Here is a 17,499-nt window from a genome sequence, read left to right as displayed (position 1 = left end):
ATCTTTTAATCAACCCCCTTGCGTTTGGGTCTGCAAATATAGAATCTTTGATCTATTCTTCAAAAAATATTTTACAATTTATTTTAAGACGCTATAAAATAGGGTGTTGTGTTTTCGCAGTCACTTAATTCGACTTTACATCGCTATAAGTTGCCCCCGGTCGGGGGTCCTCGGGGAATATTTCCATCCCGGGATCTTCAACGTATTCGGCATACCATTGTATGGCATCTACCAGGTCAAGTGCATCGTCTGCGGCTATATTTATGGTTTCAAAAGCATATAGTTTACCGTTGGCATAGCCGTATAACTGAATTTCATTGTCATCAGGACTAAAGCTTTCTTCATCAAGGCAAAATACCCTTACCTTCAAACGGGTATCCCGTGAATGAATAATATCCCGGCAAGGATTTTTAGGGTCGGTTGCCAATAAATAAACGTTATGGTCCATAAAAAGCTTAACAATGTTTAAGGTTTATGGTTTCTGCAATGTTCATTTATATTAAAAATAGCAAGCCTTATAGTATGGTGTTAAAAAGAGTATACCGGCTTATTTGCCAGTGCATTGAGTAAAACGTCTACATATTTAGGGGAAGTATTTCTACAAAGCGCGAAAGTTGTAAAATAAAAGGGGGCAATTTAGGTGTTTTAAGCCCTTTTTATGTTTGGCATTGGATTTGAACTCAGTATTATACCCTTCTCAAAGGGTTGTTTTTCATAGGTAGATGTAGGGCTAAAAAAACTGCGAGAGTTTTTTTAGCCTTTTTTAATAAAACGGCTTTCCATCCATATATGACAGCAATAAACACCCGATTGCTCGCTACATTATCAGATTCGATTTAATCTCAACAATTAACCAATAGTAAAATACTCTAATTCAGAGTAGATTATTGTCAATGTTTTACAATCCACTGAGTTTCTATCAGCGTATGTCCTCTTATAAACGGATTGTAAACTTATCGAATCATTTTAAACATTTACTTTATGAAAACAGAATCACAAGAAAGCATATCAGGAGCAAATATCGCCCGGCGGTCGTTCCTGCGTTATGCGGGTGTGGGTATTGCTGCGGCAGGTTTGTTGGCTACCGCCTCATGTACCAAAGACCATCCTATTATTACAACCAACAAGGGAATTGACATTGGCGCTACCGGAGATTTAGCTATCCTGAACTATGCTTACGCGCTGGAGCAACTGGAAGCTGCATTCTACACCCAGGTTGTTTTAACACCGTATTCGGGCATTCCTGCAAACGAACTGGCACTGCTAACATCAATCCGCGACCATGAAATTTTGCATCGCGAATTTTTTAAAGCCGCCCTGGGCGCAAATGCTATCCCTGCTTTGACGGTTGATTTTAGCAGTATCAATTTTAAAGACAGGGCCGCAACACTTGGCGCTGCAAAAGCTTTTGAAGATACAGGCGTAACCGCTTACGACGGGGCCGGCTACTTAATAGGCGGCGGTGCGTATCTTACCTTGGCAGGAAAAATTGTTTCTGTTGAGGCAAGGCACGCTGCATTAATAAGCAATTTACTGGTACGCGGCTCATTTGCGGCTTCAGACCAGGTTGATGCCAATGGGCTAAACAAATCGGCATCAATTGCCGAGGTATTGAAAATTGCCAATACTTACCTGAAAACAAAAGTGAGTGCATCAAATTACAATTACGTAGCAGCTTAAACCAACGAACGCCATGAATTTATTCAATATAGTAGAGGAAATAGAAAAAATAGATCCGGATTTTAGTGATAAGGTAAACCCTCGTCGCGCTGCGATCAAAAACATAACCAGTTTTGGTTCAAAAGTAGCTATGGCTGCGGTACCTTTTGCTTTTGGTACCATGATTAAAAGGGCGGTGGCTCAAACAGCAGTACCATCAGTTGTTGACATTTTGAACTACGCGTTAACACTGGAATACCTGGAGTCTGGCTTTTATAATGCAGGTGTTGCCGCGCCAGGATTGATTCCGGCAGCAGACCTGGCTTATATTAAAGATATTCAGGATGATGAAAACAATCACGTAACGTTTTTAACAAATGTGATCAAATCTGTAGGTGGTACGCCTGCAACTGCTCCTACGGTAGATTTTACAGCCGGTAACGGATCGGGCAATGGGCCGTTTAAGGGCTTGTTTACTGCTGGTAACTACACCTCGCTTTTTCTTAAAGTAGCACTTGCTTTTGAAGATACCGGTGTACGCGCCTATAAAGGGCAGGCCGAAAATATATTAGGTAACAAATCAAAAGTAACGGCCGATTTGTACAAAACAGTTTTAACTTCTGCATTGTCTATCCATGCTGTTGAAGCCCGTCACGCGTCTGCTATACGCTCTCTTTTAGGCGTTACGCCGTGGATTACCAGCACAGCATCAAAAGGTAATGATACCGGAGTTTCGTTGGTTGATGGCAACTACGATGGCGAACAAAATGTTACCCAGGGTGGTGTTGATGTAACTACATTGAAAAACGCTTCGGGCGGCAGCACCTCTGTAGCTGTTGCAACCGCATCATTTGATGAGCCGTTAAGTATGAGCCAGGTGCTTGCGCTGTTGGTGGGCTCGTTTATTGTAAAATAAAGTTGATAAATAAGGGTGTAAAATGCCGGGCAGTTTTCGTAATTGTCCGGCTTTTTTGTGTCTCGTTATTTATTAAGGCCTTGTGCACCAAATTTAATCAGTTCATCGGGCTTTATAAAGCCAACCGTACCATAAACGGCCTTGCCTTTTGAGTTGAGTATAATTAGGGTTGGGTAGGCTCGCAGGCCCCAGGCGGCGGCGAGTTGCGGGCCATCGCCTTTCTCCATATCAATGGCAACGTTTATAAAGTTGCTGTTAAAAAACTCGGCCACCTTACTGTTTTTAAAAGTGGTTGCCTTTAACATTTTGCAGGGGCCGCACCAACTGGCGTAGGCATCAACAAAAATATATTTGTTTTTGGCACTGGCCTGTTTAATAGCCTCGCCGAGCGAGTTTTCGATAAAATTTATCTGGCCCCCGGTTTTCACGTCCTGTGCAGTGGCACGCCCGGCCCCTAAAAATGCAAGCACAAATATTGATATAATAAAACGAGGCAGATTGTGTACTTGTTTCATAATGTTTAACTAATTATAGCGCCAATAAAAATAGCACATATAAACCTTAAAAAGCTGTTTATACGTGCTATTAAAAAAATGGTTAAAGCCAACGCTTAATTGGTGGGCTTTTTCTCACGTTGTTGTTGCTCTCGCTGCTGCTGTTGGCGTTGTTGAGCAGCCTGTTGCTGACGTTGTTGTTGCGCCTGCTGTTGCTGCGCCTGCTGTTGTTGTTGGCGCTGTTGCGCAGCCTGTTGCTGGCGCTGCTGCTGCTGAGCCTGTTGTTGCTGCTGACGCTGTTGCTCTGCCTGTTGCTGACGTTGTTGTTGCTGCTGCGCCTGTTGTTGCTGCTGACGCTGTTGCTCTGCCTGCTGCTGACGTTGTTGCTGCTGAGCCTGTTGTTGTTGTTGACGCTGTTGTTCTGCCTGCTGTTGGCGCTGTTGAACAGCCTGCTGCTGTTTAGCCTGCTGTGCCTGTTGCTGCTGAGCTGCCTGCTGTTGGCGCTGTTGCTCTGCCTGCTGTTGTTTAGCCTGCTGGGCAGCCTGGTTTTGTTGCTGGCCGCGTTGTTGCCTTGCCTGCTCGGCTTGTTGTTGTTTAGCCTGCTGATCGCGCTGAGCAGCCTGGTTTTGTTGCTGATCGCGTTGTTGCTTTGCTTGCTCAGCTTGTTGTTGCTTAGCCTGCTGATCGCGCTGGGCGGCCTGGTTTTGTTGCTGGCCGCGTTGTTGCTTTGCTTGCTCAGCTTGTTGTTGCTTAGCCTGCTGATCGCGCTGGGCGGCCTGGTTTTGTTGCTGACCGCGTTGTTGCTTTGCTTGCTCAGCTTGTTGTTGTTTAACCTGCTGATCGCGCTGAGCGGCCTGGTTTTGTTGCTGACCGCGTTGTTGCTTTGCTTGCTCGGCTTGTTGTTGTTTAACCTGCTGATCGCGTTGTTGGGCGGCCTGGTTTTGTTGCTGATCGCGTTGTTGCCTTGCCTGCCCGGCAGCCTGTTGTTTGTTTTGCTGGTCGTTTGGCCTTGCGTTTGGCTGCGCAGGCCTGTTATTGGGCTGTTGTCCTGGTGCTGCGCCGGGGCGGTTGTTGTTAACCTTTACAAACTTATTATCATTGCTTTTGGCTACCTGGGCCAATCTTGCGGCGTTGTTGCGGTTTACAGTAGCCTGGCCGCCAGCGCGGTTGGCAATGCCCTGGTTAGGGTTTGCTTTGCGGTACTCGGCTGCGTTCACAACCCTTGCCGGCCTGGCATCAGGTGCTTTTTTTATCTGGGGCCTGTAAATATTAACGGTATTATTTACAATCCGGCCGCCGCCATTTGGCCGGCTATCGTTGCCCACCCTGTATACCGGCACATTGTTATTGTGGGTAACACGCCTTATTTCGGTAACCCTTGGGCCGGTTACGTAAGTACGGTTGTTATATACGTAGGTATTGTTAATAACCGTGGTACGGTTTATAATATTTACTACCCGGGCGTGGGGTGCGTAATAATTGTAAATATTGGGGCTGTTAATATAGTTTTGCGGCGCACAAACCCAATAAGAATCGGGTACGCGGTAACTGCTGCCAAATGATATATTAATACTGATGCCCGGTGTTAGCGGTGCCCAGCCGTAATAGCCGCCGCCCCTGCGCCAGCTTACCCATGCCGGTGCCCATTCGTGGCCCGGAATCCATTCCCAGCCGTAATAATCATCGTAGCGCCAGCGGCCGTAGTGAAACGTTGCCCAGCCCCATGGATAGTCGGATACCCAGGTGTTTCCATAATCGGTAACCACCCAGTGCCCGCGTGTTGCGTAGGGCCTAAAACCATCTTCGGCATCGGGTACCCATACGTTGCCGTACTGCGGGTCATCAACCCAGGTTCCGTAGGGGTCAAGATTGTCGTAAAACTCCTGGTCAGATACATAGCCCCCCTCCTGGGCCTTGCTTATATTTGGTGCGGCAAGCATTATCAGAAATGCTATTAAGCTTATACCGCATATTCTATTGATATATTTCATTTTCATCAGGTTTTGATAGTCAATTTATAATTGATGCACATATGTATGACAATGCAGAATATAAAACGTTTAAATCAAAAATTGTTTTAAGCAGTTTACATTGTTTAACACTAATTGTTTTGGGGTTAAACAAATAATAGGTTGAACGCAGGCTAAGACTCACCCGGCCAACGCTGCGCTGGGCCACCCTCTCTTCACCTGCGGTGGAAAGAGGGGCTTGAACACTGAATATCAAAATCTTATAAAAAAACCAATAATAAATTTTCAAGCCCCTCTTTCCGGCGAAGCCGAAGAGAGGGTGGCGGGCGTAGCCTCGCCGGGTGAGTCTTCGCCACCATGCGATATACGTCATTCCCCTTCAAAATTTCGCAAAAATTTGCGACTATGCCTACTTGCCAGTGGGCAAGCAACTTTTTATCAACACTTTGCAAATGCTCTCTTAAAAATTAAATAGTTTTACCTTTTATTACCATTACGCTACAGCTATGAGCACAGTAAACATTCCACGACTTGATCTTAACGATTATATAAACGGCACGGCTGCCGACCGCAAACAATTTTCGGACAGTATTGGTGCGGCCTTTAACCAAACGGGCTTTGTTACCATCACCAACCATGGCTTAAGCAAGCAATTGATAGATGAGCTTTATGCGCAGGTTAAGGCCCTTTTTGCACTACCCGATGATGTAAAACAAAAATATGAGATACCCGGCCTGGCAGGCCAGCGCGGCTATACCGGCAAGGGTAAAGAAACCGCTAAAGGTTTTAAAACTCCCGATTTAAAGGAGTTTTGGCAGATAGGCCAAACCGTGACAGACGGCGACCCAATCAAAGATATTTACCCGGACAACGTAGCGGTTGATGAGCTACCCTCGTTTAACATTACCACCCTGGAGGTATATAAAAAGCTGGAAGATGCCGGCAAGCACTTGCTACAGGCTATTGCGGTGTATTTAAACCTGCCCGAAAATTATTTTGACGATAAGGTACACAACGGTAACTCGATATTGCGTACCCTGCATTATTTCCCGATTACTGACCCCGATTCTGTTCCTGACGACGCGGTACGCGCGGGGGCACACGAGGATATTAACCTGATTACACTTTTGATAGGCGCCAGTGCCGATGGCCTTGAACTGCTTACTCGCGAAGGTGCCTGGTTCCCGGTTAAGGCCCATGGCGAGGATTTGGTGGTAAACGTAGGCGATATGCTGCAGCGCCTAACCAATAACAAATTGAAATCGACCACGCATAGGGTAGTAAACCCGCCGCGCGAACTGATGAAGTATTCCCGGTTTTCGGTACCCTTTTTCCTGCATCCAAAATCGGGTATGGATTTAACCAGCCTGGAATCGTGTATTGATGCCGATCATCCCAAACTATATACCGATATCACCGCCGGCGAGTACCTGGACGAACGCTTGAGAGAAATTGGTTTGAAGATGTAAAATATGAGAGCCCTTTCCTGATTGGAGAGGGCTTTTTTTTGACACCAAAACTGATATATCACAATGAAGACATCTAACAGATCTGAGGACGAACCTTTCAATGATGATTTTTGTTTGTCGCTCGAATATCATCTGAGCCGAGCGTTTAACAATTCGGGTGATAGTAAACTACGTTGGTTTTGGTGCGATGGTGTCAAGCGCCCATCGGACGAATGGGAACTTGCCTGGGAACGTATCAATCAAAGCAAAAAAATTGAAACAAAGGCCTGGATAGGGGCTACGGGACAGGACGTTTATAATATAACGATAAACCTTGGCCCCGAGTCACTTTCCAGGTACGCCGAAGGTCAAAGCTTAAAAGAATGCTTGCCCGATGAGCATTCTTTTGAATGGGTTACCATCGATGTTGATTTGATGACTGTCCAGCTGCAATTGAAATAGTTACTTCGCCAGCATAGCCTTTCCGCCAATATTCCCTTCAATCCCCTGCCTTCTTTTGTACAAAACAAAAACACCTGTTGCCAACAGGCCAATTGCACCTTCAATAAAAACGGCTTGCCTTGGGCCAAGTTCATTGGCCAGCCAGCCCACCATCAGGCTGCCTACGGGGATCATTCCCTGGTATGCCATTACATAATAGCTGATAGCCCTGGCACGCATGGCAGGTATGGCATGTGTTTGGATGTAAGTGTTAATGGCCGATGTTTGTGCCATCATCCCCAAACCGGTAAAGCTCATAAATATTAATGCGAAGGGCAATTTGCCGGCATAGGCCACCATCAGCACGCTTGCGCCAAAAATAAGGCCGGCCACTATAATTATCCTGACCAGGTTTTTATCTGTTTTTAAATTGGCCAGGTAAACAGCGCTGATAACCGACCCAATACCCGCGGCGCTCTCAAACCAGCTAAACGTTTTAGCATCACCGTTAAAAATATCTTTAGCAAAAATAGGCATCAGCGTATTAAAGGGTATCACAAACAGGCTGCTTACAGTAAGCATCAATATCAGGCTGCTCAGGTCGCGGTCGCCGGATACGTATTTGAAACCATCCTGCAACTCCTGCCAGATGCCTTTTTGCGGTTTGCCAATGACGGCGGTGTTCAGCTTCATCATAAACAAACAGGCCAGCACCGGTATATAACTTAAAAAGTTGCCGAAGAAACAAACATCTTCGCCAAAGGTGCTTAAAATGATGCCTGCTACTGCCGGCCCTGCTATACGGGCAAAATTGGTCATGGTGGAGTTTAAGGCGATGGCGTTGGGCAGGTCGGCCTTATTGTCAACCATCTCAACCATGATAGACTGGCGGCAGGTAATATCAAAGGCATTAATAATACCCTGCACCAGGCTTAGGCCAATGATGGCCGGGATATTATAAAACTTAAACAATATTAAAAACGCCAGCGCGCCCGCCTGCAGCATGGATACCACCTGCGTAATAACCAATATGCGATAGCGGTTATGTCTATCTACAATGCTGCCGGCATAAGGTGCCAATATTAATGAAGGGATAAGGCTTACAAAACTAACTATCCCAAGCAATAATGCCGACCCGGTGAGCCGGTAAACCAGCCAGCTAACAGCTGTTTTTTGCATCCAGGTACCAATGAGGGATACAGACTGGCCGTAAAAAAACAACTTGAAATTACGGTATTTTAAGGAGCGGAAAATATTCATTTATTCAATCATAAAACAAAGCAAGTTCAGGTGAGATCTTAATGTAAGACTATTGAAATTGTTTCTGATGCAAATATCGGCCTTAATGATATATTTGTAAAATAGATTGTTTTAATGAATTTGATAGATAAAAACGATTGATTATGGAAATAAGGCAATTGCAGTATTTTGTTAAAGCGGCCGAAACGATGAACTTCACCGAAGCCGCCGCCGCTGTATTTATTACCCAAAGCACGCTATCGCAACAAATAAAGCAATTAGAAGATGAGTTGGGTATGCTGCTGTTTGACAGGATTGGCCGCCATGTGCGCATTACCGAAGCCGGCCATATATTTTTAACCCACGCCAGTAAAATATTAAACGAGGTGCAAAAAGGGAAACAGGCCATTACCGAACTTAATAACGCTGCCACCGGCGAACTTAACCTGGGCGTGTCGTACGCCTTTACATCGTTGCTGCTGCCCGCGCTGGCCCCATTCTCCAACAAATATCCCGGCATCAAAATATTTATAACCTACGGCAGCCCTGAGGAACTGGAAAAGAAGCTGCGGCTGGCCGAGCTGGATATGATCCTGGCATTCCACAACCAATCAGACGATGAAGACCTGGAGATGCAGGTGCTTTTTAGCAGCAGTATTGTGATGGTGGTTGCCAAAAACAACCCGCTGGCCAAACTGGAACAAATAAGCCTGGAAGAACTGGCCCGGCAGGAACTGATATTGCCCGGCAAAGGTTTTAGCTCGCGCGACTTTATTAACGCCCTGTTTTATAAAAGCAAGATAGTACCTAATATCAGGATTGAGCTGAACGATGTGCACTCGCTGCTATCGCTGATACAGGACGGCCACTGGGCAACCGTACTTAACGAAAAAGCCTTAATAGGCTGGCATAAAGTGGCCGCAGTACCCATCATCGCCAAAGGCATAAAAAGGCAATCGTACATCCTGTGGCAAAAAGGCGTTTACCGTAAAAAGGCCGCCATATTATTTATTGAGCAATTGGTGGAGGTTATGGGGAATGAGGAATAGCCGCCTCTGGGAAGATACTTGTGAGGACACAAGCATCGGACGGGAATAAGCTCAACTTACTCCCAATTATTTTTAGTATAATTGATAAAACAAGCCTAACGCCCCAAATGACACAGCTCGCTACGAAAAACCCGCGTGTTACCATAATTTATGGTCTTATATTAACGGCTGTTTTATTTCTGTGCTTCTCGGTAGGATCAAAATTTTTTTCAATTTTATCTGGCCCTGGCTTGCCGTTAGATACCCGGTTTGTTATATCCCGCTTATTTTTTTGGCTGTGTTTTGTAATTATCTTAGTATATGTCAGCAAAGCCGAGCGGCAGCGCCTCCTGTTGTGGGACGATGAACGCTACTCGGTTGGCTATTACATTTTATCTGTAATTGTAATCTTACTAATCATCGTATTTGGATCGGCCATTATAGGCCTCACGCTAAAACGGCTCGACCTTTTAAAATTCAGCCCGGCTATTACATTAATGCGAAACATGAGCGCCCCGGTAAAGTTGTTGGGTATTATTACCGCAGGCGTTTTAGAAGAATTGATATTCAGGGGCTATATGATACCCCGGCTAAAGCTGTTTTTTAAAAGCGGGCATTGGCCGGTAATTATATCGTCGGTAATATTTGCCGCGGGTCATTGGGGTTATGGTACTTTAATAAATATATTGGTGCCTTTATTTATAGGTTTGGTTTTTGGCTATCATTATTACAAATACCGCAACATTAAAATACTTATTATTTGCCATTTGCTGATAGATTTGAACGCGATGTTTATAACAAGCCTTATCAAACATTAGCATAGAACGCTAAGCAATCCTGGATCCCGCCTTAAAAAATTCGTGCAATTCGAATAAATTCGCTCCTGTTCGTGTGACTATTTTTTCATCTCTTCCCTTATCGCCCGCAAAAATTCATTCACATGCTGCGATCCTATGATGTATACCATGCCATCCCTGTCGGTTAAATGCACCGCATCGTTGCCGGCGGCGTAAAAGCGAATGGTGCCTTTGGTGTGCAGGTTGTATACCGGGTTATTAAACAGGTAGCGGCTGTATAAGCCCTTTTCGGCCTTTACAATGCTGTTAAGGTCAATTTTTACCACGCGGGCAGTCCACAACCCGGCCAGCCTGATGCTTTTATTTTCGACGGTTGTGCTGTAATGGAGTAAAAACCCCATGATGATGGAGATGATAATGATGGCAAAGCCAACCAGCACCAGCAGGTTGCCGTTATGCTCGCTTTCGTCGGTAAAAAAGTATGCGGCAAAGCAAAACATGGCCAGCACAAGGCGAATAGTAATGGGGATAAACTCCCTGCCCAGGTATTGCTTTTCTACAAATACAGTTTTCTCGTTCATGATAGTTTGTACAATTCGAAGATAGTAACTTTTTTAGTGTTATTGTTTACTTTATACCTTTCATCTAAGCGGTATCCACCCAACCAAATAATGTCGCCATTGCCATTCACCAACAGGGGCACTTCCTGCTTTTGATGCAGCGATAATTTCTGGTTAATGAAATAATCGCTCAGTTTTTTACGGCCTTTCATCCCCATCGGAAAAAAATAATCGCCCTCGTGCCAGTTACGTATAATAAGCGGATACACCAGCAAAGCAGCATCAACCGAGGTAGCCATTTTGTTATTCTTTACAATCAGCGGGCTATCGTCATGCAGCAAATTCAGCTTGTACACGCCAAAATGGGCTTCATGATCGTTTATGTCGATAATTACCTCCTCCGGCCCGCCTGCTTTTTTTTGTTTGATAATCAGCCTGTCGCGGTCAAGCACCAGTAAATATCCTGCTGATTCAAAAACCCGGCCTGAGTGCTTATCCAAAACCGACAGCACATCATCAACGGTAGTTTCGTTAAATCCGTATTGCTGTAATAACTTAAACAGCAGCAAACGGGCGGGGTTTAAGTTTTTAACGTCGGCAACCAGCAAAAATGTTTCATCGGTGCCCTGTTGCAGCATCGTTTCTTTTAACCCGGCAACCTGGTTTTCCAATAGCAATTCCAGGTCGCGAAAATGTTTCAGGTTATTTTCAAACGTTTTTTCGAGCGATGGGTTAAGTTCTTTTAACCGGGGTATCACCTCGATCCTGATTTTGTTACGGGCATATTTTGCCGATGCGTTTGAGCTGTCTTCAACAAAATCAAGCTTATCATCACTTACTGTTTTATTTATTTCATCGCGGGTTAAAAACAATAGCGGGCGTATCAGCATGCCGTTTTTGGGCAGTATGCCATGCAAGCCGGCAATGCCGGTGCCGCGGGTAAGGTTTAACAATATAGTTTCGATAGTATCGTTTTGGTGATGTGCCAACGCAATGGACTGGTAGTCATGTTGCCGGCTTATGGTATCAAACCATTGGTAGCGCAAATCGCGGGCTGCCATCTGGATAGATATTTTGTTGGCGGCAGCATAGGCCGTGGTATCAAAATTGATGGTATGAAATGGTACTCTTAATTTTAGTGCCAGGTTATTGCAAAACTCCTGGTCGCGCAGGGCTTCATCGCCACGTAACCGGAAATTACAATGGGCTATGCCGAAATTTATGCCGGCGGCCTTTAACAGGTGGCTCATTAAAACAGAATCGGTGCCACCGCTTACAGCAGCCAAAACTTTAGTGCCGGGCGCAAACAGGGCATTTTGTTCAATAAAATTAACAAACCGGGCAACTGGTAGCATTCATCAAAATTATTAATTTAATAACCCCAACAAAAAACTAATTTTGCCCCAGTGAGAAAATACGTTTTAAGCTTTTTGTTATTGATGATGGCGGCTACCGTTATGGGCCAAAAAAAATCAATTGTAAACCTGATACAATCAGAAAGCAGCACAGGCACAAAAATAAATGGCCGCGATGTTATTAAGGTTTATAAAGGGGTTTTTAAGCAGGATTACTCTATCTTAAAATCAGATAGCGCCTATTTTTATCCGCAGGATAATGCCTTTGATGCCTTTAGTAATGTTAATATAAACCAGGGCGATACGCTCAATATTTTCTCAGACAAGTTAAATTATAATGGTAACACCAAAACGGCCATCCTAACCAACAATGTTAAAATGGTTGATAAGGACGCTACCCTTACTACCAACTATTTAACCTACAATACCGCTACGCGTATTGGCACGTATACCAACGGCGGTAAACTGATTAATAAGGATAACGTACTTACCAGTAAAAACGGGTATTACTTTGCGCTCTCGCGCGATTCGTACTTCAGGTATGATGTGGTTTTAACTACGGTTGATGCCGTTATTAAAACCGATACTATGAAATATAATACGGGCACCCGTACAGCTTTTTTTTACGGGCCAACCAATATTTACGGTAAAAAAGATAAAGATACTTTGTACACCGAAAACGGTTTGTATAATACCGTTACCGAACAGGCTTTTTTCGGTAAAAAAAATCATTATAAACAGGGTACCAAATCATTAAAGGGCGATAGTTTGTTTTATGATAAGCTAAAAGGCTATGGCCGCGCGGTTAAAAACATCACCTTTACCGATAGGGAACAAAAAATAACCATGAAGGGCGATTTGGCTACCTATTTTAAGGCCGATGAACGTACCATCGTTACCCAAAATGCCTACATGGTTTTGGTTACCGAACAAAAGGATACCACCAAAACAGATTCGGTACCGCCGCCGGCGCCTGTTGCCAAAAACAAAGGCAAGGTAATGAAGGCCCCGCCAAACACCATGAAAATAACCAACATGGAAAACCTGGCCGGCAGTATTAAACCCAATGGCTTGGTTTCAAAAAAAGATTCGGCCCGGTTAGATTCCGCCGGACGCAAAATGGCGGTGCCCAATAAAGCAGTTACGCCAGACCAGATAAAAAATATTGGCAACCTGGTAAACACGGCATCCCAAATAAAGCCAAACCTCACAAATAAAGATTCGCTTAAAATAGATTCGGCGATAAAGAAAGCCTCGGCACAGGTTAAAAATATCAACCCGGGCGATGCCAAAAAACAGCTGAATAACCTGGCGCAGGTAGCCGCTGCCATTAAACCCGGCAGTAAAGCCGTAAAGGGCTTACCGTTGCCTAAAGACACCGCAAAAGCTGGTAAGGTGAAGGTAGATTCGGTTTTCATGACTGCCGATACGCTGGAAACAAAAATATTTACCTATAAAGACCTGAAGCTATACCAGGAAAAACAACGCCTGGCTTATTCCTACGTTCGGGATACATCGGCTGCTGCCCGTAAACAAATCATTGAAAATAAAAAAAATGATAAGAAACTGGTTGCCCGCCGGTTATCAATCCCGCGCGATACTACCTATCGCCATAGCGATTTTTTCGGTCATCCTAAAATAAAGGTCGATTCGGCACAGATAAAAAAAGACAAGCTATCGGCTATCCGCAAAGCAAAGCAGGACAGCGTACACAGGGAGGAATTGAAGAGAGACCCCGTATTTGCCCAGCGCGAAATTAATTTGAAGGATACCGCCCGTGTGAGGATGGTTATTGCCCACCACCACGCCAAATTGTTTAAATCGGATTTACAGGGCAAGGCCGATTCGATTTTTTACAGCAATGCAGATTCAACCATTCGTTGTTATGTACAGCCTATGTTTTGGACGCAAGGTTCGCAACTATCGGGCGATACCATTTACGTGCAGATGCGGAACAAGAAGATGGATAATATGGAACTGTTCCCTTCGGCATTTGTGGTAAACCTGGAGAAAGACGATTCGTTACATTTTAACCAGATGGGCGGCAAAAAAATGCGCGGTTTCTTCAAAAATGATAAGTTGGACAGGCTGTATACCGTGGGCAATGCCGAAAGCATTTACTTTAAGCGGGATAGCGCCACCAACGTGGTGGAGGGGATTGAGCGATCATTAAGCAGCCGGATGGTGATTTCATTTAAAAACAGCAAGCTTACCAACATTCGCCTGCTTATCAAACCCGAGAATAAGTACCTGCCACTGAAAAAGGTGGTTGATGATGATAAGATACTGAAAGGTTTTATCTGGAAACCGAAGGACAGGCCTATATCTAAAGAATCAATCATTCCATCTCGCCGTAAAACAGCAGCGAAAGCGGCCGGAAGCAAGGCAAATACAAAAGGCAAGCCGGCTAATGTAAAAGGAGCGGTGCCAACCAAAAGCGCACCTGCAGATAGCTTAAAAAAGCAATTGACAACCGGGAAGGATAGCTTGCTAAAGACCGATACCTCCAGGGTAAAAGGTATTAAAGCAGGTAAGGATTCGGTTAAAATTCCAGCGGTAGCTAAACCTGCCGTGCCGCTGAAGACGGGTAAGGATTCGGTTAAAAGCCCTGTTAAAAAACCGGTGGCGAATTAATAATTGCATTTAATTATTAATTCGCCACCGTTAAGATATCGTTAAAAAAGATTAATATTTTAATCAAGACGGCTCGAACTCATCCCAATGAGTTTTTCGTTACAAAAGCATCAGTCTGTCTAAATTCAGTTGAAACCCAGAACTATTTGGTTCCACGTTAAGTCCGGTAAGTAGCTTAAATTTTGTGACAGTAATGCCCGTGAGAGTTTATTGGGTGACAAAAATCAAGTTGTTTTTTTACGCGCTAACGGCGAAATCTCTCAATAAACCAACCCTCACACTTTCTCCCTCTTATATAAAAAATCAAAGCTTCAAAAATAATTTGCCAGCCCTTGCTATTACCAAAGATAATATATACTATTGTGTTATGTTGACACAATAGTATTTGTTGCTGTTAATAAACAAGTTATAACCAATTATTACGCACTTTCTTTTTTAACCCTTAATCATGAAAATAAGCTACAGATCTGGTGTTGCTATTGTAATTATGTGGGCGGCCGGGAGTTTAAACTCGTCGGTACAGGCTCAAACCAAAAAACAACCGCTGCAATTGCGGGCAAACAATGTAAAGCAGATAGTAGCTGCAATGACGTTGGAAGAAAAATCAAAACTGGTAGTAGGTATGGGCTTTAAAATGCCCGGAGTGCCGCCGCCGGTAAAAGGCAAAAAGCCTGAAGCCATAGATATTGGCGGGTTTAAACTGCCTCCGTCAGATCCTGACGCTTATAATATTCCCGAAAAAGTTCCGGGAGCTGCAGGCCGTACCCATGCTATCCCGCGTTTGGGAATTCCATCCATAACTGTTTCTGACGGCCCCGCCGGCTTACGTATCGAGCCTATCAGGAATGGTGATAAATCAAAAACTTATTATGCAACAGCTTTCCCGGTGGCAACCTTATTGGCCAGTACCTGGGATACCCAGCTGGTAAACAAAGTAGGCGTTGCCTTTGGTAACGAGGTGCGCGAATATGGTGTAGATATTTTATTAGCACCCGGCATGAACATTCACCGTAACCCGCTGGGTGGCCGTAATTTTGAATATTACTCTGAAGATCCGCTGGTGGCAGGCAACATGACCGCTGCAATTGTAAATGGTATCCAATCTAACGGCGTAGGTACATCTATTAAACATTACGCGGCCAACAACCAGGAAACCAACCGTAATTCTATAAACACCATTGTAAGCGAAAGGGCCATGCGCGAAATTTATCTTAAAGGTTTCGGCATTGCGGTGAAAAAATCACAACCGTGGACAGTAATGTCATCCTACAATAAATTAAATGGAACCTTCACTTCAGAACGGCGTGATCTGTTAACAACCGTTTTAAAAGACGAATGGGGGCTGAAAGGTTTTGTAATGACCGATTGGTTTGGAGGTAAAGATGCCGTAGCGCAAATGAAAGCCGGTAATGATTTGATAATGCCAGGCAGCCCTGATAAATCAGAAGCTATTGTGGCCGCAGTAAAAAACGGCTCGTTAACTATCAAACAACTAAACGCCAACGTAGAGCGGATTTTAAATGTGATTATTAAATCTCCGTCATTCACCAAATACAAATATTCAGATGCACCTGACCTGGCGGCCCATGCTAAAGTAGCACGCGAAGCAGCTGCCCAGGGTATGGTTTTGCTTAAGAATGATGACCACGCTTTGCCATTTTATCCGGCAAAAAGGATAGCTGTATTTGGCAACACCAGTTATGATATTATAGCCGGTGGAACAGGTAGCGGCGATGTTAATAAGGCCTACACCATTTCGCTGATGCAGGGTTTAACAAACGCCGGTTTTAAAGTGCAGGAAAAGTTATCAGGCAGCTACGCCACTTACCTGGCCGATATGAAGCTGAAACAGCCAAAACCTAAAAACTTCTTTGATCACCCTGCCCCAATTCCCGAAATGGATGTAAATGGCATTGTGGCCGACGAAGCTGCAGGTGCCGATGAAGCACTCATCACCATTGGCAGAAATGCCGGCGAAGGGGCCGATAGGAAACTGGAAGGCGATTACTACTTAAATGATGCCGAAAAAGGCCTGATCAAGGGAGTGGGCGATGCTTTCCATGCAAAAGGCAAAAAAGTTGTTGTTGTGTTAAATATTGGCGGCGTTATTGATGTTGCCAGCTGGCGCGATGGGGTTGATGGTGTTTTATTGGCCTGGCAGCCGGGCCTTGAGGCAGGTAATGCTATTGCCGATGTGTTGAGCGGTATGGTTAACCCATCGGGCAAATTGGCTACCACTTTCCCAATGGAATATAAGGATGTACCATCAGCCGGTAATTTCCCGGGCACACCGGCAGTTAAGCCAGAAACCGTTACCTACGAAGAAGGAATTTATGTTGGCTACCGTTATTATGATGCTGCCGGGATAAAACCAGCCTATGAATTTGGTTACGGCCTGTCATATACTAAATTTAAATTTAGCGACTTAAAGCTAAGCGCTCCTAACTTTATGCACAGCATTACCGCTACCATAACGGTTAAAAATACAGGAGATATTGCAGGCAAGGAAGTAGTGCAATTATACCTGGGGGCGCCTAAAAAAGATCTTGATAAACCAGAGCAGGAGTTAAAAGCATTTGCCAAAACCCGCCTGCTTGCAGCCGGCGAATCGCAAACATTAAGCTTTACTATCAAAGCAGCCGACCTGGCATCTTTTTATACCAGCCGCGAAGCCTGGATAGCCGATGCCGGTAAATATGAGGTCAGAATTGGCTCATCATCAAGGCAGATAGAAGAAAAAGCCTCGTTTAAGCTGGCCAAAGATATCACTGTTGAAAAAGTGGTTAAGGCTTTGGTGCCCGAGGTTGCTATCAATGAATTGAAGCTGAAATAAAGAGAGTCAAGAATCGAGATAAAGCAAACACATATATTAACTAAACTATCAAGCCTTTGCGACTACGGTTGCAAAGGCTTTTACAGGTAACGGAGGGATAGTAATAACTTAATAAAGCTTTGCTA

The 17,499-nt window shown here is 44.5% G+C and carries 14 protein-coding genes; 8 read left to right on the top strand and 6 right to left on the bottom strand.

The window, feature by feature from the left end; all coding sequences use genetic code 11:
- Positions 1-124: 124 nt before the first annotated feature.
- Entirely contained in the window at positions 125-448 is a 324-nt protein-coding gene (locus AC1DU2_RS14350) for a hypothetical protein (protein WP_477354690.1), read from the bottom strand.
- Positions 449-981: 533 nt separating this feature from the next.
- Here AC1DU2_RS14350 and AC1DU2_RS14345 point away from each other — a divergent pair.
- Positions 982-1,680, top strand: coding sequence for a ferritin-like domain-containing protein (locus AC1DU2_RS14345; RefSeq protein WP_147053918.1), 699 nt, complete (start codon positions 982-984; stop codon positions 1,678-1,680).
- A gap of 13 nt (positions 1,681-1,693) precedes the next feature.
- Positions 1,694-2,575: a ferritin-like domain-containing protein gene (locus AC1DU2_RS14340; protein ID WP_477385046.1), complete on the top strand. Its 882-nt coding sequence runs from the start codon at positions 1,694-1,696 to the stop codon at positions 2,573-2,575.
- 65 nt (positions 2,576-2,640) lie between these two features.
- Here AC1DU2_RS14340 and AC1DU2_RS14335 read toward each other — a convergent pair whose 3' ends face one another.
- Together AC1DU2_RS14335 and AC1DU2_RS14330 are read right to left on the bottom strand one after the other, a co-directional pair.
- Entirely contained in the window at positions 2,641-3,090 is a 450-nt protein-coding gene (locus AC1DU2_RS14335) for a thioredoxin family protein (RefSeq protein ID WP_477385045.1), read from the bottom strand.
- A 95-nt stretch (positions 3,091-3,185) separates the two neighbouring features.
- Positions 3,186-5,060, bottom strand: a complete 1,875-nt coding sequence (locus AC1DU2_RS14330) for a DUF6600 domain-containing protein (protein WP_477385044.1) — start codon at positions 5,058-5,060, stop codon at positions 3,186-3,188.
- A 485-nt stretch (positions 5,061-5,545) separates the two neighbouring features.
- Here AC1DU2_RS14330 and AC1DU2_RS14325 point away from each other — a divergent pair, with 485 nt between their 5' ends.
- Positions 5,546-6,508 (top strand): isopenicillin N synthase family dioxygenase, encoded by a 963-nt coding sequence (locus AC1DU2_RS14325; RefSeq protein WP_477385043.1) that lies wholly within the window; start codon positions 5,546-5,548, stop codon positions 6,506-6,508.
- A 63-nt stretch (positions 6,509-6,571) separates the two neighbouring features.
- Entirely contained in the window at positions 6,572-6,949 is a 378-nt protein-coding gene (locus tag AC1DU2_RS14320; protein ID WP_477385042.1) for a hypothetical protein, read from the top strand.
- On the opposite strand, the gene AC1DU2_RS14315 is transcribed toward AC1DU2_RS14320, so the two are convergent.
- On the bottom strand, positions 6,950-8,188 hold the full coding sequence (locus AC1DU2_RS14315) for an MFS transporter (protein WP_477385041.1): 1,239 nt from the start codon (positions 8,186-8,188) through the stop codon (positions 6,950-6,952). It abuts the gene before it with no gap.
- Between the two features lie 143 nt (positions 8,189-8,331).
- On the opposite strand from AC1DU2_RS14315, the gene AC1DU2_RS14310 reads away from it, so the two are divergent.
- Entirely contained in the window at positions 8,332-9,216 is an 885-nt protein-coding gene (locus AC1DU2_RS14310) for a LysR substrate-binding domain-containing protein (RefSeq protein ID WP_477385040.1), read from the top strand.
- Positions 9,217-9,323: 107 nt separating this feature from the next.
- A complete protein-coding gene (locus AC1DU2_RS14305; RefSeq protein WP_477385039.1) occupies positions 9,324-10,013 on the top strand; it encodes a CPBP family intramembrane glutamic endopeptidase in 690 nt (229 codons plus the stop codon).
- 77 nt (positions 10,014-10,090) lie between these two features.
- Here the strand turns inward: AC1DU2_RS14305 and AC1DU2_RS14300 are convergent, their stop codons facing one another.
- Together AC1DU2_RS14300 and tilS are read right to left on the bottom strand one after the other, a co-directional pair.
- Positions 10,091-10,573: a hypothetical protein gene (locus AC1DU2_RS14300; RefSeq protein WP_477354663.1), complete on the bottom strand. Its 483-nt coding sequence runs from the start codon at positions 10,571-10,573 to the stop codon at positions 10,091-10,093.
- Positions 10,570-11,907: a tRNA lysidine(34) synthetase TilS gene (tilS, locus tag AC1DU2_RS14295; RefSeq protein ID WP_477385038.1), complete on the bottom strand. Its 1,338-nt coding sequence runs from the start codon at positions 11,905-11,907 to the stop codon at positions 10,570-10,572. The genes AC1DU2_RS14300 and tilS overlap by 4 nt, the downstream gene beginning before the upstream one ends.
- A 51-nt stretch (positions 11,908-11,958) precedes the next feature.
- Between tilS and AC1DU2_RS14290 the strand changes: the two genes are divergently transcribed.
- Together AC1DU2_RS14290 and AC1DU2_RS14285 are read left to right on the top strand one after the other, a co-directional pair.
- Complete coding sequence (locus tag AC1DU2_RS14290; protein WP_477385037.1) at positions 11,959-14,541, top strand: OstA-like protein; 2,583 nt, start codon at positions 11,959-11,961, stop codon at positions 14,539-14,541.
- 448 nt (positions 14,542-14,989) lie between these two features.
- Positions 14,990-17,374 carry a beta-glucosidase gene (locus AC1DU2_RS14285; RefSeq protein WP_477385036.1) on the top strand — a complete coding sequence of 795 codons (2,385 nt, stop codon included), beginning with the start codon at positions 14,990-14,992 and terminating at the stop codon, positions 17,372-17,374.
- Positions 17,375-17,499 lie beyond the last annotated feature (125 nt).

It is taken from the genome of Mucilaginibacter sp. P4_C11 (genome assembly GCF_056402115.1).
This window is presented reverse-complemented; position numbering and strand designations above follow the sequence as displayed.